This is a genomic window from Bacteroides sp. RTP21281st1_H5_RTP21281_210402, from assembly GCF_040918965.1.
Classification (GTDB): Bacteria; Bacteroidota; Bacteroidia; order Bacteroidales; family Bacteroidaceae; genus Bacteroides; species Bacteroides congonensis.
Genome location: NZ_JBCOWR010000002.1, coordinates 356948 through 379117 on the forward strand (window position 1 = coordinate 356948; position 22170 = coordinate 379117).

General features: G+C 40.2%; 21 protein-coding genes, 1 tRNA gene and 1 pseudogene. 10 read left to right on the forward strand and 13 right to left on the reverse strand.

Translation table 11 applies throughout. From position 1 onward, the window contains the following. The 3 genes from AB5443_RS05025 to AB5443_RS05035 form a co-directional block, all read left to right on the forward strand. On the forward strand, positions 1 to 242 hold a 242-nt coding region (locus AB5443_RS05025; RefSeq protein ID WP_368119594.1), incomplete at its 5' end, for a hypothetical protein. A 298-nt stretch (positions 243 to 540) separates the two neighbouring features. Further along, complete coding sequence (locus AB5443_RS05030; protein ID WP_277134592.1) at positions 541 to 966, forward strand: hypothetical protein; 426 nt, start codon at positions 541 to 543, stop codon at positions 964 to 966. 24 nt (positions 967 to 990) lie between these two features. Then, positions 991 to 1851, forward strand: a complete 861-nt coding sequence (locus tag AB5443_RS05035; protein WP_073344276.1) for a Bro-N domain-containing protein — start codon at positions 991 to 993, stop codon at positions 1849 to 1851. Positions 1852 to 1942: 91 nt separating this feature from the next. Here AB5443_RS05035 and AB5443_RS05040 read toward each other — a convergent pair. Continuing rightward, positions 1943 to 2014 (reverse strand) — tRNA-Arg (locus AB5443_RS05040). A gap of 274 nt (positions 2015 to 2288) precedes the next feature. Between AB5443_RS05040 and asnA the strand changes: the two genes are divergently transcribed. Further along, complete coding sequence (gene asnA / locus AB5443_RS05045) at positions 2289 to 3326, forward strand: aspartate--ammonia ligase (protein WP_073344272.1); 1038 nt, start codon at positions 2289 to 2291, stop codon at positions 3324 to 3326. A gap of 5 nt (positions 3327 to 3331) precedes the next feature. After that, positions 3332 to 3994, forward strand: coding sequence for a uracil-DNA glycosylase (gene ung / locus AB5443_RS05050; protein WP_277134595.1), 663 nt, complete (start codon positions 3332 to 3334; stop codon positions 3992 to 3994). An 81-nt stretch (positions 3995 to 4075) separates the two neighbouring features. On the opposite strand, the gene AB5443_RS05055 is transcribed toward ung, so the two are convergent. After that, positions 4076 to 6790, reverse strand: coding sequence for a putative LPS assembly protein LptD (locus AB5443_RS05055; RefSeq protein WP_277134597.1), 2715 nt, complete (start codon positions 6788 to 6790; stop codon positions 4076 to 4078). Positions 6791 to 6879: 89 nt separating this feature from the next. Beyond that, positions 6880 to 7416 (reverse strand): HDIG domain-containing metalloprotein, encoded by a 537-nt coding sequence (locus AB5443_RS05060; protein WP_044654406.1) that lies wholly within the window; start codon positions 7414 to 7416, stop codon positions 6880 to 6882. A gap of 68 nt (positions 7417 to 7484) precedes the next feature. On the opposite strand from AB5443_RS05060, the gene AB5443_RS05065 reads away from it, so the two are divergent. After that, a complete protein-coding gene (locus tag AB5443_RS05065) occupies positions 7485 to 8651 on the forward strand; it encodes a DUF1343 domain-containing protein (protein ID WP_277134601.1) in 1167 nt (388 codons plus the stop codon). A 131-nt stretch (positions 8652 to 8782) separates the two neighbouring features. Here AB5443_RS05065 and AB5443_RS05070 read toward each other — a convergent pair whose 3' ends face one another. Next, on the reverse strand, positions 8783 to 9646 hold the full coding sequence (locus tag AB5443_RS05070) for a Bro-N domain-containing protein (protein ID WP_073344260.1): 864 nt from the start codon (positions 9644 to 9646) through the stop codon (positions 8783 to 8785). A 37-nt stretch (positions 9647 to 9683) separates the two neighbouring features. Further along, positions 9684 to 11768 carry a BT4734/BF3469 family protein gene (locus tag AB5443_RS05075; protein ID WP_368113294.1) on the reverse strand — a complete coding sequence of 695 codons (2085 nt, stop codon included), beginning with the start codon at positions 11766 to 11768 and terminating at the stop codon, positions 9684 to 9686. Between the two features lie 399 nt (positions 11769 to 12167). Between AB5443_RS05075 and AB5443_RS05080 the strand changes: the two genes are divergently transcribed. The 4 genes from AB5443_RS05080 to AB5443_RS05095 all read left to right on the forward strand — a co-directional run bounded on the left by AB5443_RS05080 (position 12168) and on the right by AB5443_RS05095 (position 15411). Continuing rightward, complete coding sequence (locus AB5443_RS05080; protein WP_277134607.1) at positions 12168 to 12776, forward strand: HU family DNA-binding protein; 609 nt, start codon at positions 12168 to 12170, stop codon at positions 12774 to 12776. Positions 12777 to 13184: 408 nt separating this feature from the next. Next, on the forward strand, positions 13185 to 13694 hold the full coding sequence (locus tag AB5443_RS05085) for a hypothetical protein (protein WP_277134609.1): 510 nt from the start codon (positions 13185 to 13187) through the stop codon (positions 13692 to 13694). Between the two features lie 11 nt (positions 13695 to 13705). After that, positions 13706 to 15010, forward strand: a complete 1305-nt coding sequence (locus AB5443_RS05090) for a hypothetical protein (protein ID WP_277134611.1) — start codon at positions 13706 to 13708, stop codon at positions 15008 to 15010. 35 nt (positions 15011 to 15045) lie between these two features. Continuing rightward, positions 15046 to 15411 carry an MmcQ/YjbR family DNA-binding protein gene (locus tag AB5443_RS05095; protein WP_277134613.1) on the forward strand — a complete coding sequence of 122 codons (366 nt, stop codon included), beginning with the start codon at positions 15046 to 15048 and terminating at the stop codon, positions 15409 to 15411. A gap of 76 nt (positions 15412 to 15487) precedes the next feature. Here AB5443_RS05095 and AB5443_RS05100 read toward each other — a convergent pair whose 3' ends face one another. From AB5443_RS05100 to AB5443_RS05135, 8 genes and pseudogenes are all read right to left on the reverse strand, one after another. After that, complete coding sequence (locus AB5443_RS05100) at positions 15488 to 16021, reverse strand: hypothetical protein (protein ID WP_277134616.1); 534 nt, start codon at positions 16019 to 16021, stop codon at positions 15488 to 15490. 43 nt (positions 16022 to 16064) lie between these two features. Beyond that, complete coding sequence (locus tag AB5443_RS05105; RefSeq protein ID WP_277134617.1) at positions 16065 to 17117, reverse strand: hypothetical protein; 1053 nt, start codon at positions 17115 to 17117, stop codon at positions 16065 to 16067. Between the two features lie 136 nt (positions 17118 to 17253). Beyond that, a complete protein-coding gene (locus tag AB5443_RS05110) occupies positions 17254 to 18237 on the reverse strand; it encodes a hypothetical protein (protein WP_277134620.1) in 984 nt (327 codons plus the stop codon). Between the two features lie 305 nt (positions 18238 to 18542). Further along, a complete protein-coding gene (locus AB5443_RS05115; protein ID WP_277134622.1) occupies positions 18543 to 19013 on the reverse strand; it encodes a hypothetical protein in 471 nt (156 codons plus the stop codon). A gap of 53 nt (positions 19014 to 19066) precedes the next feature. Further along, entirely contained in the window at positions 19067 to 19606 is a 540-nt protein-coding gene (locus AB5443_RS05120; RefSeq protein WP_277134623.1) for a type IV pilus biogenesis/stability protein PilW, read from the reverse strand. A 45-nt stretch (positions 19607 to 19651) separates the two neighbouring features. After that, positions 19652 to 20347 (reverse strand): tetratricopeptide repeat protein, encoded by a 696-nt coding sequence (locus AB5443_RS05125; protein ID WP_277134626.1) that lies wholly within the window; start codon positions 20345 to 20347, stop codon positions 19652 to 19654. Between the two features lie 377 nt (positions 20348 to 20724). Beyond that, positions 20725 to 21113, reverse strand: a pseudogene (locus tag AB5443_RS05130) (DUF1016 N-terminal domain-containing protein); the annotation flags it as partial. A gap of 21 nt (positions 21114 to 21134) precedes the next feature. Next, positions 21135 to 22097: a bile acid:sodium symporter family protein gene (locus tag AB5443_RS05135; RefSeq protein WP_052662241.1), complete on the reverse strand. Its 963-nt coding sequence runs from the start codon at positions 22095 to 22097 to the stop codon at positions 21135 to 21137. Positions 22098 to 22170: the final 73 nt, after the last annotated feature.

Below are 22170 nucleotides of genomic sequence, written 5' to 3' on the forward strand. Positions count from 1 at the left end.
AGGCATTGGACTGCGGAACGAACCCACCGGCAGTAGCGGCTATTATCGAGATGATTAAGGATTATACATTAGGATACAAACTCCCCGGAGCAGGTGGTGGCGGTTATTTATACATGGTGGCCAAAGACCCGCAGGCGGCAGGACAAATCCGCCGGATACTGACGGAGCATGCTCCCAATCCTCGTGCCCGCTTTGTTGACATGACGCTTTCCGACAAAGGACTTCAAGTATCAAGAAGCTAAAAACTTCAAAGAAACAAGCTTGGGCATAGAATCCGATTACCGTCTATGTCCAAGCTTTCATTTTCAAGCCTCATAATGATTTCTTTTACATGTTAATACTTGAATTTAGTTGCATAATACGAAAAACTTCACCATTCATCTATTTTATTATCAAACTAAATATCAACAATAAAAACAGATTTATTTAGCTGATTACTGTTGACATATTATGTAAAAGTAGTACATTTGTGAGTCCGATAAATAAATCAGACTTAAATACAAAACTAAGAAAAAAATATAAAACCTATAAAATACAAATATGAAACTATTTAGATTATTACTCGTCGCTCTGCTATTCTCTTGCAGTGATGATTCAACAGAAACGCCGGAAACTGGAGATCCAAAACCGATTTTTGTAGAAATGGTAGCTAATGATGAGACGGATGTCACTGGTACTTATATTCTTGAAAAGAACAAAGAATACGGTGTTCGGGAAGATGGCAAGTATAAGATATTACTAACCAAAAGCAAATACAAAGATAAAGACAAAAAAGAAAAGGAAATTCTGACTTATAGCATTTTTGATGTTGCAAACAATAAATCTCTCTACTTTACAAAAGAAATAGATGTAGCTAAAAGACTTGAAAGGGATTGGGATTATTATAATACATATGATCCGGAAAGCACTGACAAGAAGTTAGTTTGCAAATCACGTATAAAAGCAACAGCAGCAGAAGAAAAATAAAAAGATTTTAAAACACAAGATATCATGACTAAAAAAGATGCTATAAAAATATTCGAGAACAAAAAGATTCGTGCCATATGGGACGATACGAAGGAAGAGTGGTATTTTTCCATCGTAGATGTTGTAGCTGTTTTAACTGAAAGTAACAACCCTCAAACATATTGGCGTGTACTAAAAAAGAGATTATTAGACGAGGGAAACCAAACCGTTACAAATTGTAACGCTTTGAAAATGCCTGCTACCGATGGTAAAATGCGCCTGACCGATGTAGCAACTACCGAACAACTCTTCCGTCTCATTCAGTCCATACCTTCCCCTAAAGCTGAACCTTTCAAACTTTGGATGGCACAAATTGCCAAAGAACGCCTGGACGAAATGCAAGACCCGGAATTGACTATCGACCGCGCAATGATGGAATATAAAGCACTTGGCTACTCTGAAAGCTGGATAAATCAGCGATTAAAAAGCATCGAGATTCGGAAAGAGCTCACCGATGAATGGAAAGCACGTGGTTTAGAGGAAGGTGTTCAATTTGCCACCCTCACGGATATTATCACAAAATCCTGGTCAGGAAATACGACAAAAGAGTATAAGCAATTAAAAGGTTTGAAAAAGGAGAACCTGCGGGATAATATGACGAATAAAGAGCTTGTATTAAACATGCTTGCCGAACTCTCTACTAAAGAAATATCCGAGGTAAGCCAACCCGAAACGTTTGACGATCACAAAGACATCGCACGACGTGGTGGTGGCGTTGCCCTTGAAGCCAGACTAAAACTGGAAGCTGAAACCGGACAAAAAGTAGTATCTTCGCTTAATGCCAAACGGATTTTGCAGATAGACAATAATCAGAAAGAAGAAGAAAATATAAATAGCGACAAGTAAGTCAAAAGCAAATAGGAAAGATTCTTCTTCAATTTGGAAGATTTATGGATGATATAAAAAAGCCGTACTCTCTCAAAGTACGACTTTAAAGTACACCCGAAGGGAATCGAACCCTTATCTGAGGTACCGGAAACCTCCATTCTATCCATTGAACTACAGGTGCTTATGCAATCCGCCCACATCAGAAAAGCGCTCTATTCATTCAATAACAAAGCCATTCTTTCCGAATGCGATGGCAAAAGTATAAAAAAAGTTCTCATCTTCCTAATGATTCTTCTTTTTTTATAGTTGTTAAGGTAACTGCCCTCACAAAGGCTCTATTATTTTGAAACGCTTTAGAGCATTTACTTTATCAATTTGACAATCTTTTAGAGAATATCCGTTACATATATCAATTTTATTCCTATCTTTGCCGACAATTAACATTCAACAAACCTATGAGTTACTTGATAAAACCTAAGAACTATAACCCGCTACTCGACCTCAAACAGACCGAGCTGGGAATCAAACAAATAAAAGAGTTCTTCCAGTTAAACTTATCATCCGAATTGCGTCTCCGACGTGTGACTGCCCCCCTGTTTGTGTTGAAAGGAATGGGTATCAATGATGACTTGAATGGAATAGAACGCCCTGTTTCTTTCCCTATCAAAGACTTGGGCGACGCACAAGCAGAAGTGGTTCATTCATTAGCCAAATGGAAAAGACTGACATTAGCTGATTATTGTATCGAACCCGGATATGGCATTTATACGGATATGAACGCCATCCGCTCGGACGAAGAACTGGGTAATCTCCACTCCCTCTACGTAGACCAATGGGACTGGGAACGTGTCATCACCAATGAAGACAGAAACGTAAACTTCCTGAAGGAAATCGTAAACCGCATCTATGCGGCCATGATCCGCACGGAATATATGGTATATGAAATGTACCCCCAAATCAAGCCATGCTTGCCACAAAAGCTACATTTCATTCATTCGGAAGAGCTACGCCAACTTTACCCCGATCTGGAGCCCAAATGCCGCGAACATGCTATCTGTGAGAAATACGGAGCAGTATTTATCATTGGTATAGGTTGCAAACTAAGCGACGGCAAGAAGCATGACGGACGTGCACCGGACTACGATGACTATACAACCAAAGGCCTGAACGACCTGCCCGGACTGAACGGTGACCTCTTACTATGGGACGATGTACTGCAACGCTCCATCGAACTGTCATCTATGGGTATCCGTGTAGACAAAGAAGCCCTGCAACGCCAGTTAAAAGAAGAGAATGAAGAGAAACGACTGGAACTTTATTTCCACAAGCGACTGATGAACGACACCCTTCCCTTATCCATCGGTGGTGGTATCGGACAATCCCGCTTGTGTATGTTCTACCTTCGTAAAGCCCATATCGGAGAAATACAAGCCAGCATCTGGCCCGAAGATATGCGCAAGGAATGTGAGGAACTTGAAATACATCTTATATAATTACTATGAACGTACAGATTGAAAAAAGCTGGAAAGCACATTTAGAACCCGAATTTGACAAAGACTACTTTCGCACACTGACCGATTTCGTCAAAAGCGAATATAGCCAGTATCAGATATTTCCTCCGGGAAAACTGATATTCAATGCTTTCAATCTTTGCCCTTTCGACAAAGTGAAAGTTGTAATCATCGGACAAGATCCTTACCACGGACCGGGACAAGCACACGGTCTCTGTTTTTCTGTGAACGACGGAGTCCCCTTCCCCCCTTCATTGGTGAACATCTTCAAAGAGATTAAAGCAGATATAGGCATTGATGCCCCCATAACAGGAAACCTGACACGCTGGGCAGAACAAGGAGTATTATTACTTAACGCCACCTTGACCGTACGTGCTCACCAGGCAGGCTCACACCAAAACCGTGGTTGGGAAACATTCACCGACGCAGCCATCCGCACATTGGCAGAAGAAAAAGAAAATCTGGTATTTATCCTGTGGGGATCATACGCTCAAAAGAAAGGAGCATTTATCGACCGCAACAAACATCTGGTACTTACTTCCGCCCATCCTTCTCCCCTTTCTGCCTACAACGGCTTCTTTGGAAACAAACATTTCAGCCGGGCAAATGATTATCTGAAAGCACACGGAGAAACGGAAATTGTTTGGTAATCTTGAAATAATATATATAAAAAAAGCGGCTGCATTATCATAAAAGGTAATGCAGCCACTTTTTTATATCCGACATTGATTTTAGTACCACTGAATATTACTTTGCGTCTGACTTCTCTGCTCATACTTCAAGTCTTGCAGGATACTTGCATTCGCACGGATAGTTACATTGTAATATTTCCAACGTCCAAAAGGCGAAAGACTGGCAGACAAGTTGAAACAGTGCAAATCACGGGTGATAGTACAAGAAGTCTGCGTAATCTCTTTTGCCTGGAAGTCATAACCGGAGTTGAAGGACAACGACCAGTTATTGGAAATCTTCACATTTCCGTTCGCATTGATATTATGAGTATACGTATAAGGGTATCTCATAGAATGACGGTTGATAGGTTTCGTCCTGTCCTCGCGAATATTGAACGAATAACTAAGACTCAATGACCAAGGCATTTTAAACACTTGATAACCATCCGGGTCTGCTTGCGCCTTTTCCACTTTCTTGGTTACAGTTCCATCTTCTCCGTCGGTTCCTTCCGCATCATCATCTTCACCATCCCCTTTCTTTTTATCCTTGCCTTGTTCATCCTCTTTCGGACCGAACCATTTCTTCCATGTGTCATTATTGAAGGTATAATTAAAAGAAGAGCCATAGCCCTGGAACCGTCCGAAACGTCCATACGACCATTCCGTACGATTACCGGTCACCACATTACCATTCTTATCGAACGTATAAGCATACGTAGCAAAAGACGCGTTCATGTTGAAAGTATAGTTTTTAGTCAGTTTCAGACGCAGGTTCATGCTCAAATCACTCCACGGCCGTTCCTTGGCAGCCATATTGTAAGACATACTTGCGCCCAATTCATCAATCAGGCTCACTTTCTTAAGCGTATCCTTCTTTGCATCATAATACTTCATCTCCAAATTATTGGAAATAGAGAAACTGACTGTTCCCGACCCCTCACGCGAAGGTACGCCATAAGGCTGACCGGTGAAAGGAGAATAATATTGTGTATTGCCGTTATAATCAGTATATTCTTCCCAGTACTTACTGAACCCGGGTGCACCGCTTAAACTAACCTGCGGGGTGAATACGTGACGAATCTGTATCTCCTTCTTCTTTGCAAAAAGAGGTTTGTACATACCATACAGCTTCGTACTCAAGCTCAAACTTGCCGAATAATTGGATACCCGGTAAAAGCCATTCAGCGTATCACCCGGCAATGCTTCCAATTTATGCTCTACCTCATTGTATTGCTGATTAATCTTACGAGTGTACCAGCGTTCTGTATAATTGACCGAAGGTGAAACCTGTAAATATTTGAACAGTGTGAAAGTAGCGCTGATAGGAATATTATGATTCATTGCATTCTCCCATTCGCTCAGTCCGGCTTTGAACAGGCGGTCATCTTTCGTACGGATACTATTCGTCAGACGTCCGGTATAGCTAAGAGAAATCTTCTCATACCAACGTTCGGCACCTGCCGCTTTCTTACGTTTGAACGGGAACAGACGGCTTAATGTAATATTAAGGTCGGGTAATGTCACCGCAATCGAAGAGTCACGCATTGTCTGGGCGATATTGGTCGTTCCGGACAGCGTCAGACCGATATCTGGGAAACTTCGCGAGTAACTAATACTTGATGTTTTGGTATTCTGAGTCAACAACTGGGAATTATAGAGGTTGTTGATATTAGAACGTTCGTAACTACTGGTTGAGAAGTTCACACTGGCAGAGAAAGTGCTGTTCGGGCTGGCCTTGGCATCCTGACGGTGATTCCAAACCACCTTGAAGTCCTTGGCAACCGTATAGTCCGGCATTCCTTTATCACCCGTCTTGGTGACCTGATAGTCCGCTTGCAGTGTACCGGAGTATTTATAGCGCTTATTATAGTTTGTCAGACCGGAGAGTCTCCACGAACCTTTCGTAAAAATATCCCCCGTCATCTTCAAGTCCATGATGTCACTGATGGCAAAGTAATATCCCCCTTCGGCCAAACCGAAACCACGACTGGAGTCGTCCATATAAGTCGGCATGATAAAACCGGAAGAATAACTACTGGAGAACGGGAAGAAGAAGAACGGAACGGCCAACGGCAAAGGAACATCTTCCACCACCAGATAGGCGGGTCCCGTTACCACATTCTTTTTGGGACGTACTTTCGCACGTGTCAATTGCATATAGAAGTGGGGATGATCATGATGGTCGCAAGTCGTATAACGTCCGTGCTCCATAAAGATTTCATCATTCGCACCTTTCTTTGCCTTACTACCGGTCACGTATCCTTCTCCCTGCTGGGTGACGATGTCCGTGATTCCCGCTTTCTTGGTTTTGAAGTTATAACGGATAGTTTCCGTATCATAAGAAGTATCCCCTTCCTTAAATACCGGTTTGCCTTTTTCCACTCCGGTGGAGTCCTTGATGCCATAGGCGTGAACAGTACTGCTGTCCAGATTCATCGAAATCACTTCGGCAGCGAGTTCGATATTCTGATAATTGACCTTTCCGCTACCGTAAAGCGTAGCAGACCCGCCCAAAGTAAATACGGTGGAGTCGTTAGATTCGTATACAACCGGTGCATCGAGCGGCTGCTTCTTCTGAACGGGTGCGACGGAATCAATGCGTACCGTAACCGTATCCGCCTTCAAAGAATCTTTCCCTTGCAGGGAGTCCTTTTGTGCAGTATTGGAGGCAATCATTCCTCTTCTTCGACGCTGAGACGTAGCCTCATCGGGAAGCATCAGCAAGACAATCAGCAGTATTAATGATATAAGTATTTTTGCTTTCAATGGCGCCATTAACTAATAGTTTACGCTTGAAGTGGCAAAAGTACACAAACTTCACCAATTATGAGCCGGAAACTTCGTTATTTAATTATTTTTTAGTGCTATAAAAACAAAGAACACCATCTGTCAAAGCGGCTTAAACCTTCTTCACCATATTTGGCAATACTTTGCCGTGCCTTTTCCACCGTCTTCTCTTCGTCCAGACGGGTTTTAGAAAAGAACTTGTCGGCAAAACAAATCAATTGTTCTTCCATAGTGACAGGCAACATCTCACGGTGAGGGATGGGAAGTTGCCGGTCGATAATCTCCTGTAGGGAAAGTCCTGCTCCCGTATGACGTTCGCAAACCAACGCGTGTTGCGGAAACCCTTCAGCCCGCAAGATTTCAGCCCCCAAATATCCGTGGGCAATATAAGGATTCTCTCCAAAGCACTGAATGCCCGGAGCATCTGTCTGAAAAATACCAATATCATGCAGGAGAGCAGCTTCTTTCACAAAGCTCCTGTTTAAACGCAATTCGTGATGCGCATCCAGTATTTTCATAGCTTTTCCCGCCACTGCAAGGCTGTGTATTACTAAAATCTGCCGCTGCTCTGTATTTTCCGGATAATACTTATCAATGATTTCGTAGGGATTCATGTGCTTGTTTTTTTGCTCTCTTGACGAGAAATTAATATTTTTGTGCAATATTACAAAAAATTACCGACATGAGAAATAGAACTTCCCTCATTCTTTTATTTCTGTCCGCCATGCTCTTTCCCGAGTGCGTCAGCGGCAAAGTTATCACAGGTGCCGGACGCTTTGAACAATACCTGCCGCTTATCCGAGGAAAACGTGTCGGAATGGTTGTAAACCACACTTCCGTCGTTGGGACGGAACAGACTCACCTACTCGATACTCTGCTGAAACAAGACATCCACATAGTCAAGGTATTTGCCCCCGAACATGGTTTCCGGGGAAATGCAGACGCGGGGGAGACTGTGAAGGATGGAAAAGATTCGCGTACCGGAGTCCCCATCGTGTCCCTGTATGGCAACAATAAAAAGCCGACTGCCGCCCAACTAAAAGATATCGACGTTATCTTATTTGATATTCAGGATGTGGGAGCACGCTTTTATACTTATATCAGCACCATGTACTATGTAATGGAAGCCTGCACAGAAAACAATAAAGAGATGATTGTACTGGACCGTCCCAATCCATGTGATTATGTAGAGGGACCGGTACTTAAACCGGCTTATCGAAGTTTTGTCGGTATGCTCCCTATTCCGGTACTTCACGGATGCACCATCGGCGAACTGGCTCAAATGATAAACGGGGAAGGATGGATTGCCAACAAGAAAAGCCCTTGTCCATTAAAGGTAATCCCAATGACCGGATGGAAACACGAAGAACCTTACTCACTCCCCATCAAGCCCTCCCCCAACCTGCCGAACGACCAGTCCATCCGTCTGTACGCTTCACTTTGCCCTTTCGAAGCAACCCGCGTCAGCGTGGGACGGGGAACTACATTTCCCTTCCAAGTGCTAGGAGCACCCAACAAGAAATATGGAGATTTTACTTTTACTCCCCGCTCTCTCCCCGGCTTTGACAAAAATCCGATGCACAAGAATGTAGCCTGCTACGGAGAAGACCTTCGGAACGTGGACGACGTAAACGGATTTACGCTCCGATACTTTCTGCATTTCTACCGATTGTCCGGCGAAGGCACAGCTTTCTTCTCCCGCCCCCGATGGTTCGATTTACTTATGGGCACGGATAGTGTACGCAAAGCTATCCTCAGAGGGGACTCGGAAGAAAAAATAAGAAATAGCTGGCAAAAGGAATTACAGGCTTACAAGGAGATGAGAACAAAATATCTTCTCTATGAGTAAAAAATAACTATCATGCTCTCATTCATTTTCATAAATCACTAATAACCAAAAGAATAAGTATGATAGATAATTTTTATTTCCGGTATCTATCATACTTAGACCATTAAAAATGGGGTATCTATCATGGTTGATTATTCCACTTCCTCTCCCGAGCTCTCATTTTTTTTCGATTCACCCTCAACTTGCAATGTACTTTTCGCATTAAGCGGAGATATAACAGGGCGTTTCAGCTGACTTTCCAATTGCTTGCGGGCAACTTTTGCCACATTCCCTCCATCTCTTGCCACTTCGGCATTTTCAGCAAAACCGGATGGGTTTCTCTCCTTGGACAAATCCGTAGTAGCCGTTTCGGCAAGCATATTAAGGATCAGTTCAGTGTTTGTCATATTGTCACGGAGATTTTCTTTCTTCAATCCTTTAAACTGCTTATATTCTTTTGCCGACTTTTCAGCCCACGTTTGATAAATTATATCCGTTAATGCAGCAAACTGGACGCCCTCTTGCATCCCGTTCCTTTTCCATTCGTCAGTAAGCTCCTTCCGTACTTCAATTGATTTCAATCGTTGATTAATCCAATTGTCCGAGTAACCTAAAGATTTATATTCCATCATCGCCCGGTTTATAGTCAGTTCGGGGTCTTGTATTTCATCCAAACGCTCTTTGGCAATTTGAGCCATCCACATCTTAAAGGGCTCCGCCTTGGGCGAAGGAATAGACTGAATGAGTCGGAAAAGTTGTTGGGTTGTAGCTACATCAGTCTTATACAGTTTGCCGTCGGAAGAGGGTAATTTCAGTTGTCCGATTTCTTCGGACAACTGACTTCCCTCTGTTTTCAACTTCTTTTTTAAATCCCCCCAATACTTGCGAGGGCGGTCACTATCCGTTAATACTTCAATCACATCAACGATGGAAAAATACCATTCCTCTTTTTGGTCATCCCAAACAGCACGAATCTTTTTATCTTCAAATACTTTTATAGCATCTTTTTTAGTCATAGCATTATATATATGAGTAAATCATTAATAGCAAATCCTATTCCACTTCCAAAGGAACAACATGATAATACGTCCCATACGTCTTCCGTTTGGATTTCACCCCAAGCCGCTGCAAGATACGCCCGAAATAAGAAGCCTGTCTGGCAGAGAATGTCATTTTACTCGCTTTCTGAATCCGTCGCAGGATGTCGATAGCCAGCATCCATTCGCCTTCCTCCTTATCTTCCGCCCCGCGATAATAAACCATAAACAGTTGTTCGACGGCAGGTGATTGTTCAAATTCACGATTATTTTCCGTCATGATAGCCTCTTCTTCGGAGTCAAACCAATAACGTTCGTTATGATAAAGCAACTCCAGCGCCTGTGCATACAGTTGTTCATAATTGATAGGACGCGACACATCTATAGCCCCCGTCAGATAAATACCGATGAAACGACGGCTACCGGAAGTATCCGTCAACAAATCCCGATGATTGCTCGTAGCGATAAATGATGCATACCGGCGAAGTTCTTCCACTGCCGAAGCGTTCGGACGACGCGTGTTCACTACCGGTTTCTGCAGAATATGTTTCAGAAAAGCCTGTTGGGTAGGACTAATCTGGTCGAATTCATCCATATTGATAAGCAGAAAGCGATTCAGATACAACTCCGCATCCCGCTTCCGGCTGAAATCAATGCTGTCCGTATAATACGCCTGTAAAGCGGGCGGAAGAAGCATTCTGCAAAAAGTAGATTTCCGGTATGCCTGCGGGCCGATCAGCAAAGGTGAAGTACTGTTCGCATGCTTACTATTCATCCCCCTCCAATGGGCAATCATGCTCAAAAACCATCGCCTGAACAACGGTGCCCAATGCGGATTATCACAAGGGACACGATTCGCCAGTTCCAAAATCCGGTCTTTACCGTCCCAACGGGGCAAGTGATACAAGAAATCCTCCACCGGCTGAAAAACAGGTACATGGTCTGAATCCAAATAGCGGATTACGTCCCTGTCCCACATTTTCAACCCTTCATACATGGCGTTCATCGTAATACTTGCCAATACCCGCTTGTCTACCGGACGAAAATAGAAATTGAAACTATTCCGTTCGCGATATTCCACTTCCGTAGTCAACGTATTGTATCGGAATTCATAGCGACGCTTCATAAATTCGTCCATCTGCATGGCGAAAAGCTGTTCGGCCGTCAGGCTGCTCTTCTTGCCGAACCCTTTGGCGGTACGGTACACGCTTTTCACAGTCTCGCGAATCAGCAAGTCGTCCGAAGGAAGCCTGTAATGCGCCTTCGTCCACCGCACGGTATCTTCTTCGGGGATACCCGCCCGGAAACAATGCCCTGCCAGACACACCAGCAACGGTTGCATATCCTCTTCTCCCCGATACCCATCCAATTCATCGAGTGCCCGATTGAATGCGGCGGAGAAAAGTACCGACAACGCTTCATAATTCTCATATCCGGGCGCCATCCGCTGCAAAGGAGAGTCGGTTTCCCGCGTCCGTTTGATAAAAGTCGTTTCGGACGGAAAACCGGCAGGCTGCTTCATGTAAACGGGCATCGCTTCCGGATTGAAATAAAGTTCGGGATCATACGTCAGCCGACAATATTGTTCGAGCGACGGTTCTTTCAGTTCAATATCAAAAGGCAGTTGCGGCTGATAATATTTCACAACCGTCTGATAGGCATGCGCATGAAAAAACTCCGCCTGTTCGCGTGAATCCGGCAGGCGGTCGTCAGGATAAGTGAACCGCACCCATATCTTTACTGATTTGCCGGAAGAACCGGTGAAGGCAAGGTATGTTTGCGGAAGTTCTTTTGCCCGCTCTTTCACCTCGTCGGCTTCCGCCCTTCCGGAAAGGTTGTTGACTTCCATCATCACTATGCCGTTATATTCGCACAAGGTCATCACCCCTTCTTTACGGGCAAAAGCTGCGGCAGGCATCATTTTGGGAACTTTACGCACCTCTTCAATCGAATTTCCCGGAAGGGTATACCTCAACGCTTCCCTCATCCTGGAGACGGGCTGTGCCTTGACTTCCGTTTTCATCTGCTCCAGAAGGAGCTCTATTTTCAACGTCCGTAAGGTATTTACCTTGCCATCGTCTCTGACTAATGTTATTTTCATCTTTTTTTATTATTCTTTCTACCGATAAGGAAAGCTTCACTACGGTCGGACAAAGGTACGACAAGTACGCCGCCCGAACAAATTTTCCCGTCTTTATTTGCTATGTCACATGCCTTTATTTTATAGAAATAATGCTTACTAAATTTGCGAATAAAGGCAGGATGATGTATCTTTGCAGGCAGTAAGACTTCAGCCCGCAGATGTGTGCCGTATAGCCCACATTTGCGGGCTGTACAGTTTACAGGTGCGGGCTCTACAGCCCACAATTGTGTGCCCAAGAAAAGATGCCGTTCCAAGCAGATTATCCAAGCTTCAAATGCAGGTTATCTTACTACCAAGTAATAATTAAAGTGCCTTATAAAAGGCATTTTAGCCCTATTAATCCATAAAAGAAAAGGCATGTACGCAAAGTATGATTTCCGCAAAAAACCGTCTTCAAAAGAGGACGAAAACGAACAGCCGCTGTATCCCCGCATCGTATCGAGCGGAACCATCGACTTCCAACAAATTGTCAAAGAGATCTCCCAAGCTTCCAGTTTCACACCGGCAGATATCAAAGGGGTCCAACTGGCTATTGAGAATAAAATATCCGAATATCTAGTCAGCGGTTATCACGTTCAGCTGGGCGACCTCGGCTATTTTTCAGCCAAGCTGAAAGCACGTCCGGTAATGGATGCCAAAGAGATACATGCACAGTCTATTTATTTCGACAATGTAAATTTTCGTCCATCATCTTCTTTCCGTAAGAAGGTTCGCGGATTTGTGGAAAAAGCAAAGTCGGGATTTGCACATTCCGCCGAAGTTCCGGTGGAAGAACGCCGCCGCAGGCTGGAGAAGTTTCTGGATGAAAGACCGATGATAAGGCGTAAAGAGTATACGCAACTGACGGGACTACTGAAGAACAAAGCACTGAATGAATTGAACGGATGGGTGAAAGAAGGAGTGCTAGACACCATTGGAAGCGGTAGTCACAAAATTTATGTGCGAGCCAATACGATGAAAGAGTAAGCAGCAAAAACAGTGAAATAAGAATGATAGATACTCATTTTTCATGAAGAAAGCATGATAGATACCGGATTCTGAAAGTATCTATCATACTTATTTATCTAAATATTAGCACATTAACAAAAAACATGAGAGTTATGATAGTTCTTTTCTACTCTAAAGAAGAAAATCCTGCGATTCTTATCAAACTGCAACTTTACAATTCTTGCCTGATAAACTTGCAACCTTTTTAGATAAAAGAGATTAATATATATCAAACTTTAGTGTAGCTTAGGAATGTATTTACCGAGATAGCTATTCGTTGTTTCAAATTAATCACTACTTTTGTAGCAATACAAATAAAAAAACTTATCATGTGATGAATCGGAGAACACACAATTGGATTATGTAAACAATCAATCATACTGAATTATGAAGAAAGTAAAACGTATATTGATTTATGTGTTGGCTATAGGTACAATCATTTATTTAGAATTCTACTTTGCGCCTATCAAGATTTACTTAATGCCGATAAATGCATGGGAACGTCAAATCTGGTCGGGGCCTACTTCCACACAAAAAGAAGAAAACTTTGTAGTCTATAATCATTTGTGCAAAAGCGAGCAGACACTTATCGACAGCATCATTGCTTTCCATGACCGGACAATCCGATTGGATTCGATTAAAAAATATCCTGATGGCTATCGCCGCAGCTTTTTCAGAAGGAGCACCGTTCTTAATAAAGACTACCGGGAAGAATCGAATGGTGCGGATATCATATTCGATCATATGGACAAACTGATTTTGGCAGTTGAATGGAGAATTACAGGAGATACGGTCTGCGCGAATTCCTTTAGTGAAAATTATGAAGTTCTTCTTACAGATACTGCAACAACATCAATATACAGCCTATCCAAATTAGTCAGAGAAAAACAAAAATAAAAAACATGACGATGAAAAAACTAAATTTCTTAAGCTTGTTGTTCATAGCAATCACTATTGTGAGTTGCCGTAATACAACAACAAAAAACACAACAACAAATGTTGTTCCTTCAAACGAAGAAATACAAAAAGCTGGAGAAACAAACAATGAAATGTTGAGACTTACTACAATGGAATTGACGGATAAAAAGTGGCTGGAGATAAAGTCCGGTTATGACAAATTAATGAAGGCTCAGAATGAAATCATGGATGGAGAATACTACGAAGGTAGTCTGTATATAAACTTATCCGGAATAGCAACGCCTGATGATGTTTCTTTGGGAGGAATGATCGTATATTATAAATTGAAAGAGCAAGACTATCGGTTTTTACCGGACAATGAATATGCGGAACGTATTAAATATGTTTTCGGGATTGACTTGAATGCTCCTGATGCTTTAGACAAGAATAAATTAAAAAATCATGAAGACTACATTGTAGCTCTAAATCCAAGTCCTGATATGGACAGTAAAGGCAACATACAAGACAAAGAGTTCTATCCATACAGGAATCATCTGTATTTTTTCAAAAAATTCAATATCTGTGTTGTGCAAATGCCTTCTGCCCTATTACTGAAAATAGATAAAAACACGGACAAGGATCATATTAATGTTTATAAAAACCCTTTTGATTATCATTGGAATAATTATGTACTAAATGACAATAAGGCTAGTCTAACCTGGTTATTAAGCAATGGAAAAGAAATGGAAGTGAAAGATTTGCTATTTTGCTTTGGCTATGATAAGGACGCCAAGTTGAATAAACTAATATTGGACAGCATCTCTAATAATGCAAATGACGGGTATTCCGTTGAAAGTCTGGAGCAGGCCTTTGCAGGGAGAGATTTAAACGGCAAATTACAGATTCATGAAAATCTACTAAAGTTTATACAAGAAAATCCAACTAATGATTATGTCAAAATGCTTGATATATATGGGAATTATTGTTTAGGAGAAAGAACGGATCGCAAATTTACAAAGGATGAAAGTTTTAAGATTGCCGCATATATTACTTATTATCTGAAACTGATAGATTTAGAAAACCACAAGCGTTCAGGTAGCGACAAGTATCTTATAATAAATGATATGTTGTTTCGAATAATCGGAGCACTAGAAGATGAAGAAGGGAACCAAAGAGATGATGAAGGTGGGGACTCCAAGTTTCTGAAAGAGATAATAAAGAATGATTACTATAATCTGCCGAATTTCAAAGAAATGGTACATGGTTTAGTAAACGATTACAGAAATATCGGCTATTCATCTGAAGAAGCCGACTAACCAAGTAAATGATATGTAAGCCTAATAAAAAAGAAATGAATATCGAAGAATTTAGAGAATACTGTCTTTCTTTTAAAGGAGTTCACGAGAAGATGCCTTTTCCTAATGTACCCGACCAATATAGCCGTGACGTTCTATGTTTTTATGTAGCGGACAAATGGTTCTGTTTCGTCAATATTGAAATTTTCGATTTTTGTTGCATCAAATGCAACCCCGATGAATCAGGGGAGTTACAAACCGAATATACCGGTATAAGACCGGGCTGGCATATGAACAAGAAATATTGGATCAGCGTTTATTTCAATGAAGATGTATCTGATGACAAGATTAAAGAACTTGTAAGCAAGTCCTACGATATAGTAGTCAAAAGTTTGACAAAGAAAGAGCGGGAAATGCTATAAATAAAGGAAATTTTAAACTATCACTGCACAATAATACAGCCGATACTATTATATAAGAATAAAATACCTGCAATTCTTAATATTGCACTTCTTCTGCCTGCGTTTTATGCAGTGCGTTATGTCGTATTTTATAGTCTAAATCTTTCAATACTCTATCCAGCCTCTTTCTATATACCAAAGTGGTATATCCATTCTTAAATGAATCACGCAACACGGTAGAACCGTTTAAACCTATATGTTCAACATTTGTGAAACAGTCGATATCCCCTATGATAATAATACTATTTTTTAATTTATCTTTATCCGAATATGGTTTGATTTCTGTTTCATGCCCGCATCTATAATACCAAATTCCCTTTATAGTATCTATCGGTAGCTTTTCCTGCTCAAAATGAGTTTTACTAATAATACCTTCATCCGAAAATATAACATTGGTAAATGCCGGTTTATAATATTTGCAGGTAAACCATATCACACTTATAACCGATACCAGCAAAATAAGCATAGGGATAACATCAAGTGCATCAGCGAAAAGAAACATAAGAAATAGAACAAGTAAGGCAATAGCCGAGATTACCATAATTACTTCAAGGATTTTACCGCCTACCATGTGGCTGAATTTTTGTGTATGCATATTGTTTAATTTTAAGTTTTTATTCTTCGTAATAAGTAAAGATACGCTCGACATAAGGTTTTAATATACGACCGAGCCCCGTGCCAAAATCAACATAATTTTTGAAATTCTTTGTTTCAATCCAATTACCATTCGCATCACAGCCGTAGTCCTGGAAGTCTTTGTAGAGTATTTCAAATCCCGGTCGCTCGTCAACCGGCCGCCCTTGTTCATCATATTTTTCTTGCACGATACTATTACGAACAACGGTTTTCAGTTTACCGTTCGGATAGTATTCACGTTTACACCAGGACTCTAACTCTTTATTGCCTTCACCGTCAATCCTATATTTTTCCACAACGCGGTTACTATCACTGTATTCATAGATGAAATGCATTTCCGGCATATCACGGCTCAGCAAATCATACACTTGAGTCTGAGCCAACAAGCCATTTGTATCATACTCATAAACTGTTTTTCCCGATAATTCCCCTATATTATAATATTCCCTCTTCTCTACCAACAAATCACGTTCGTTATAATCATATTCGGTCATAGCCGGTTTGTAAATCGTGCCGTCAATCTGTTTGGTTCGGATAAGATTTCCCCTGTCGTCATAAGTATTTATCTCCCCATGGGAATCACTATACACGATTTTCAGCAGTTTCCCGTCAGTATTATACTTACTGACAATCGTACTGTTAGTTTTCGGAAAGCTAAGTGTAGATGTATGTCCCCAAGTCTCATAGGTATAATCGGTCTTTCGGATAATATTTTCTTGTTTGTCGTACTCGTTGCATTGAACAAGATTGCCGTCGATATTGAAATGAAAATGGTAGTGATGTATTCCGTCCTCTTCCCATTTCTCGCCTTTTTTGAATTTCACCGAGAAGAAAGACGATGTGTTTTCCGGACGATAATAATAGATATCCAACGTGTTGACTTTTCCGTTCAGTCCCATCCTGCTTTTGTCACTGTTGATAGAATCTACTCTCGGGGGAATGTATTTCAAAGGAGATTGCCAGCAACCTGTAAACATCGCTATAATCAAACTTCCCAAAACAACAACGACTACAACAGCTTTATTTTTCATGTTTTGTTTTCTTGTGTGTTACAATATTTCGGTGCAAAGATAACAAAACAAAACCAATTCTAAAATATAACTGACACAAAAGATTACTTCCATGTTATTATAATATCATCAAAGCATAATAACTCTATAATATCTTTCATGATTTCCACTCAGCCAGTATTGAATTAAAATCTTCAAGCATCAAGTCAAAGTCATAATCCAGTTTTTTCTTTTTTAGCTTGTCGGTAACATGGTTCAGAGCAAGCAGAATATATTCGCTTAGTTTCGATTTCTGTTTGGCATGACTTAATTCACTGAATTCTTTCTCAAGGCATAGCCCGATTCTAATTTTCCCGGTATCTGTCCTGAATGGTCCAAATTCAAAACGATTGCGAAGATAATATCCATTCTTCTCTATTTCTTGCCTGGTAAACATAGTGAGCAATGTCCGATAGAAATCTTTTTGTTTCAAATTCAACTTTTCATCAGCAATGATATAGTTTGTTTTACAGTGATCGTGGTCATAATAGCTATACGAACAATTAATTATAATTCGATTAATAGCACGTCCGTACATCTCTGGGCGCATCCTTCTATCCAACTCCGGTTTCAGTTCTTTGTCAACGTTCTCGATTACTGCTTTAGAGTTTTCATAACAGTTACCAATTGTCCTCCTTATCCAAACCGGATTTTTAGGAATCCAGTTTCTCTGGCTTTCAAGCCTTATATCCTGTATATCTTCCTTTATCTCATATTCCCAAAATACGGATTGCTTTTGATTCGGGTCGTCAGGACTGAAACAATAACTTGTCCTTCCCTGCTCCATAGTAAAACCGTTGACTCTTTTCGACCAAATGGCATCAACAAAACGAGTTTCTCCAAATTTATTTTGAAAACAAGTCGCGGGATTTCCATTAAAGAATTGTCCTCTCAATGCTTCGACAGGTTCGTGATTTCCCCAGCCGATAATAGCCAGGCTCTCGCAAAGACGAACGGCCTTATTCCACTCTTCCACATTTTTATAATCCGCATATTTCAGAAACCCGGCAAACAAGCGTTCGCGCAACAGTTCTATCTCTGATTGGGACTGCAAAAATTCTTCCAATTCTTTTAAGTCTTCTATTTCAAATATTTCCTCCATTGCTTTTTCATAATACGTATTTATAGTAAACTGTTATCTATTGTTGTTTACCTCATCATCAAACCATTTGTAGTCTATAACCGGATATGTATTATAAACACTATCTATATAGAGACAATTCGATAAAATTCTTTCATCTCCATAATATATTGTCCACTTGGCAATATGTTTTTCCTTATCCGATCATTCAAATTTATAATGATTCCCGACTAGATTGCATAGAACAAGATATTATGCACACTGCAATTAATAATTGCTTTACCATATTTTTCATTTCTTTTTCTATTAAGATACTTTTATTAGTTCTACTCTACATCATCTAACCAATGATTAATTGTATCCACAGCAAATCCTGATTTATATAAATCCAAGCTATCCACCACGAGATATTTATACAGTTCCCCATTAATAAGCATCTGCCAACTGCATGAATGTCCATTTCTTTTCAATATCAATCTTTTTGTGGCATTTGGCGCTACATTTGTATATTGCATAATATTGCCCATTTCATATTGCAGCATATCAATTTCCTTATCAAAACTTATATCAATTATCGAATCTCCTTGCCGATTTATACTTGATATGTAATAACCATATGGTTCCATATCTAAGTAATTCAATGCAATTTGATTATCTACGATATAGAATTTCTGGTAAGTATAGATAGTACTATCAACTACTCCATAAAATATGATTCTTTCTTTTCTTGGTACCGTCTTGTAGCTACAATAGACTAAAAGCAGACTTACAGATATAACAAATAACAACATTCTCATAAAACATCTTCATTTTTTTTATTTGACTTCTGCAAAAAACATAATTATTTCTCTTAATCAACTCTTTCATATACTCTTTTAGGTATTTGCACTAAATCCTTATTGTATTTTTTCATCAAATTCAAATAAACATTATAGGATTTTCTTGCATCTTCTTCATCACCATTACCCCATTGGGCGTCTCCTAAAGCAAGCCATCCTTCTTCTTTTTCAGGGTACTTTTTAGTAATCTCTAATAATATAATTCTGGCTTCATTGTACATTTCATTTTTGCAGAAAAAGATAGCGGCATCATTATATATAGATATATTGTTTACATCTAATGGAGATTGTTTAAATATTTCAGGAATATCAAACCATTGTATCTGTTTCAAGGTTTCTTCATTTTTCAAGTTATCTAATAAATGATTATCCAATAAACTATTATTACTAACCCAGTTCTCATTATCAATCAAATCAGATGTGTGATCCGTCTCAAATAATACAGAATCCTCTTTCAAGCTATTTGAAAGTTTTTTTGCATATCCATTCTTACCTCCATTGCAAGAGAGTAAGACTACAGCAAATAAAAAAGTAATATTAAGTAATTTCATAATTCAATATTGAGAAAAGTATCAGCCTATTCTCCCTTTTATCATCTATTTTAAAAGAATGCTATGTTTATCCAACAACTTTAGATTTTGTTGTGCTTGAATTACATAATCATCATCGGCTCGTCCTTGTAAAATCACAGTCATAAAGTCTTTATATGCTTCTTTCTCTTTACCGGCTTTCCAATAGACATAAGCACGCCAAAAGTAACTAGATACTATTTCATACTCCTGATCAATGCAATAATTCAAATCACTATACGCTTTATTAATGCTATCCACATACCAATAAGCAATACCTCTTTGTAGGCAAATTTCTTCCAACGCAACATCTTTAGGATCTATTTTATCATAAAATATCACTTGGGCGCATCCATACACTTCCTGTTTTATTCTTTCTGCTGCATTAAAGTCGTCAATTGCACTTTGGTAATTGTTCAATTCTAAGTTGGCATTTCCTCTATTAAGCCAAGCCGTTATATATGTAGAATCTTGGCTTATAACATGACAATAGTCTTTTATAGCCTCAGAATATTGCTTTAACTCAAATTTATCGGCTCCTCTATTTATATAGGCAGGTAGATACGTCGGATTATTCTGGATTAATTTATTCCAGACTATAATAGCTTCATGATACTTCTTCTGATTATCAAGACCTACTGCTTCATCAAATAATTTGTTTGTTCTGGAGCAAGATAGAAATATCAATACTATTACAATAATTATGCACTTATATCTTTTCATAATCCGATGTCTTTGTTTTGTCTTGGATATGCGTCCATATAACCCGGTGAATGACATTTAACCGTAAATTCAGTTACAAAGATATGCATTATTTCCCTATTTCTCCGGTTGGTCTTATTGTTTTTCATATCGGAAACGGGGTAGTAACAAAACTCTATCGTTGTTTAGTGATTCTTTTTCCATTAATTACTTTTTTTCAAATCCTTACGGTTGATATTTTGAGCTATGTAATATATCCGTGTTTTGAAAATAGTCATGCAGTTATTTGTTCGTAGATTGATATATTCTTTCATATTCATTGTTCATAATAATTTGCTAACAGCGAAATTCCGCTGTTATTTTTATAGTATCTCCGACTAACGTATCTTTGCCTAACAGATTGAAAGAAAGTCAGACCAGTTAAATTCGGCAGCCAGTGGCTGGCGAATTTCTATGAGAAGCAATTTTTCATCCAACTCCAAATCATCAGCCATTGGCTGATGATTTAATATCGGAGCCCATTCCTCATAAGAATACGCATATTTCTTATGTTTGTTGCTGAAAATCCCCTTAGCCCCGGCAACTCTTTTTGCAACAGGGAAGATATCTGTTCTATTGCACCTTTTCCCCAAAAGCCCGTACGGGAATTTTCCGACACGTAACGTCCGATACCGTAATAAAGAGATAACTGTTCCTTGTTCACCGATGCAACTGCACGGTACTGACTGCGTAGGATAGCTTCTTTTATATTCTTTACCGCTTCTCTATAATTCTGATTTATATCCATTGCGATTCCTTACTTAACGCCTTACACTTGATTTTTCAATTCATTCCTTCTCTTCTTCCACAACTGCCACGAATTAATGATATTCTGCCACAACACATATGAGCCCGGCGCAACAGCAGACAACGGATTGAGATAGGTGTGAGCCATCCAAATAGCCAGAATCGTATTCTTTTGCCCCAACGCCTGACCGCCACTGATGCGGTCGTTATAGACGGAGCCGATAGTTTTTCCCAGGAAGAACTGCAAACAACAAGCTACCAAAGCTCCGACGGCAATCATGATTTCAGTAAAACCGTCAGCAGGGTCATTGAGCAATGAATATAATGTCTGAGCCGTAACGATGGCTAACGAAACAGCCCACAAATAGAAAGCAAGTTCGTGATAACCTAATAGTTTCTGATGAACTTTCGGCAGGCATTTACTCAACAGCCATGCAAGCAGGAACGGGCAAATCAGCAACGGGAATACTTTACTCAAAATAACGAAGAACGCTTGCCAGAATCCGACATCGGGATGTACCTCCACCAAAGGAAAAAGAATAGGTACGGCAATGGCCGCTCCGATATTGGCGAGCAACGTATAAGTAGTCAGACTCGCCGCACTGCCCCCCAACTTGGAAGTAATCACCGCGGCAGCCGTAGCCGTCGGGCAAATAATGCAAACCATCACACCTTCCGCTACAATCTTATCGAACCGGTAAAGCAGCAGGTAAGCCGCCAACGCACCGCCAATCTGAATCAGCAACAGCCATGCATGGAGAGGTTTCGGCTTCAAGTCACGTGGAGACACTTTACAGAAAGTCAGCAGCAACATCGTAAAAATAAGATAGGGAGTCAGGAAAGAAAGGCCGATGAACAGCGGATAACCCACGGCACCTACCAACATGGCAATAGGTAATGTCCAATTCTTCAAAAACTTAAGCATCGTCGTACATTTTAACTTCGAAGCGCAAAGTAACGGAGATTTCAGGAAAAAAGCTATCATTAAACCGAAAAAAACACAAAACTTAATGGCAAATAATGAGTTTTCTACAAATTTCTACTACATTTGCACCGTA

Coding starts and splice junctions, on each gene's coding strand:
- AB5443_RS05030 (WP_277134592.1), top strand. CDS start 541: ATGAAACTATTTAGATTATTACTCGTCGCTCTGCTATTCTCTTGCAGT.
- AB5443_RS05055 (WP_277134597.1), bottom strand. CDS start 6,790: ATGGCGCCATTGAAAGCAAAAATACTTATATCATTAATACTGCTGATT.
- AB5443_RS05065 (WP_277134601.1), top strand. CDS start 7,485: ATGAGAAATAGAACTTCCCTCATTCTTTTATTTCTGTCCGCCATGCTC.
- AB5443_RS05105 (WP_277134617.1), bottom strand. CDS start 17,117: ATGAAAAATAAAGCTGTTGTAGTCGTTGTTGTTTTGGGAAGTTTGATT.
- ung (WP_277134595.1), top strand. CDS start 3,332: ATGAACGTACAGATTGAAAAAAGCTGGAAAGCACATTTAGAACCCGAA.
- AB5443_RS05085 (WP_277134609.1), top strand. CDS start 13,185: ATGAAGAAAGTAAAACGTATATTGATTTATGTGTTGGCTATAGGTACA.
- AB5443_RS05095 (WP_277134613.1), top strand. CDS start 15,046: ATGAATATCGAAGAATTTAGAGAATACTGTCTTTCTTTTAAAGGAGTT.
- AB5443_RS05090 (WP_277134611.1), top strand. CDS start 13,706: ATGAAAAAACTAAATTTCTTAAGCTTGTTGTTCATAGCAATCACTATT.
- AB5443_RS05135 (WP_052662241.1), bottom strand. CDS start 22,097: ATGATAGCTTTTTTCCTGAAATCTCCGTTACTTTGCGCTTCGAAGTTA.
- AB5443_RS05100 (WP_277134616.1), bottom strand. CDS start 16,021: ATGGTAGGCGGTAAAATCCTTGAAGTAATTATGGTAATCTCGGCTATT.
- AB5443_RS05070 (WP_073344260.1), bottom strand. CDS start 9,646: ATGACTAAAAAAGATGCTATAAAAGTATTTGAAGATAAAAAGATTCGT.
- AB5443_RS05060 (WP_044654406.1), bottom strand. CDS start 7,416: ATGAATCCCTACGAAATCATTGATAAGTATTATCCGGAAAATACAGAG.
- AB5443_RS05110 (WP_277134620.1), bottom strand. CDS start 18,237: ATGGAGGAAATATTTGAAATAGAAGACTTAAAAGAATTGGAAGAATTT.
- AB5443_RS05080 (WP_277134607.1), top strand. CDS start 12,168: ATGTACGCAAAGTATGATTTCCGCAAAAAACCGTCTTCAAAAGAGGAC.
- AB5443_RS05075 (WP_368113294.1), bottom strand. CDS start 11,768: ATGAAAATAACATTAGTCAGAGACGATGGCAAGGTAAATACCTTACGG.
- AB5443_RS05125 (WP_277134626.1), bottom strand. CDS start 20,347: ATGAAAAGATATAAGTGCATAATTATTGTAATAGTATTGATATTTCTA.
- AB5443_RS05120 (WP_277134623.1), bottom strand. CDS start 19,606: ATGAAATTACTTAATATTACTTTTTTATTTGCTGTAGTCTTACTCTCT.
- AB5443_RS05115 (WP_277134622.1), bottom strand. CDS start 19,013: ATGAGAATGTTGTTATTTGTTATATCTGTAAGTCTGCTTTTAGTCTAT.
- asnA (WP_073344272.1), top strand. CDS start 2,289: ATGAGTTACTTGATAAAACCTAAGAACTATAACCCGCTACTCGACCTC.
- AB5443_RS05035 (WP_073344276.1), top strand. CDS start 991: ATGACTAAAAAAGATGCTATAAAAATATTCGAGAACAAAAAGATTCGT.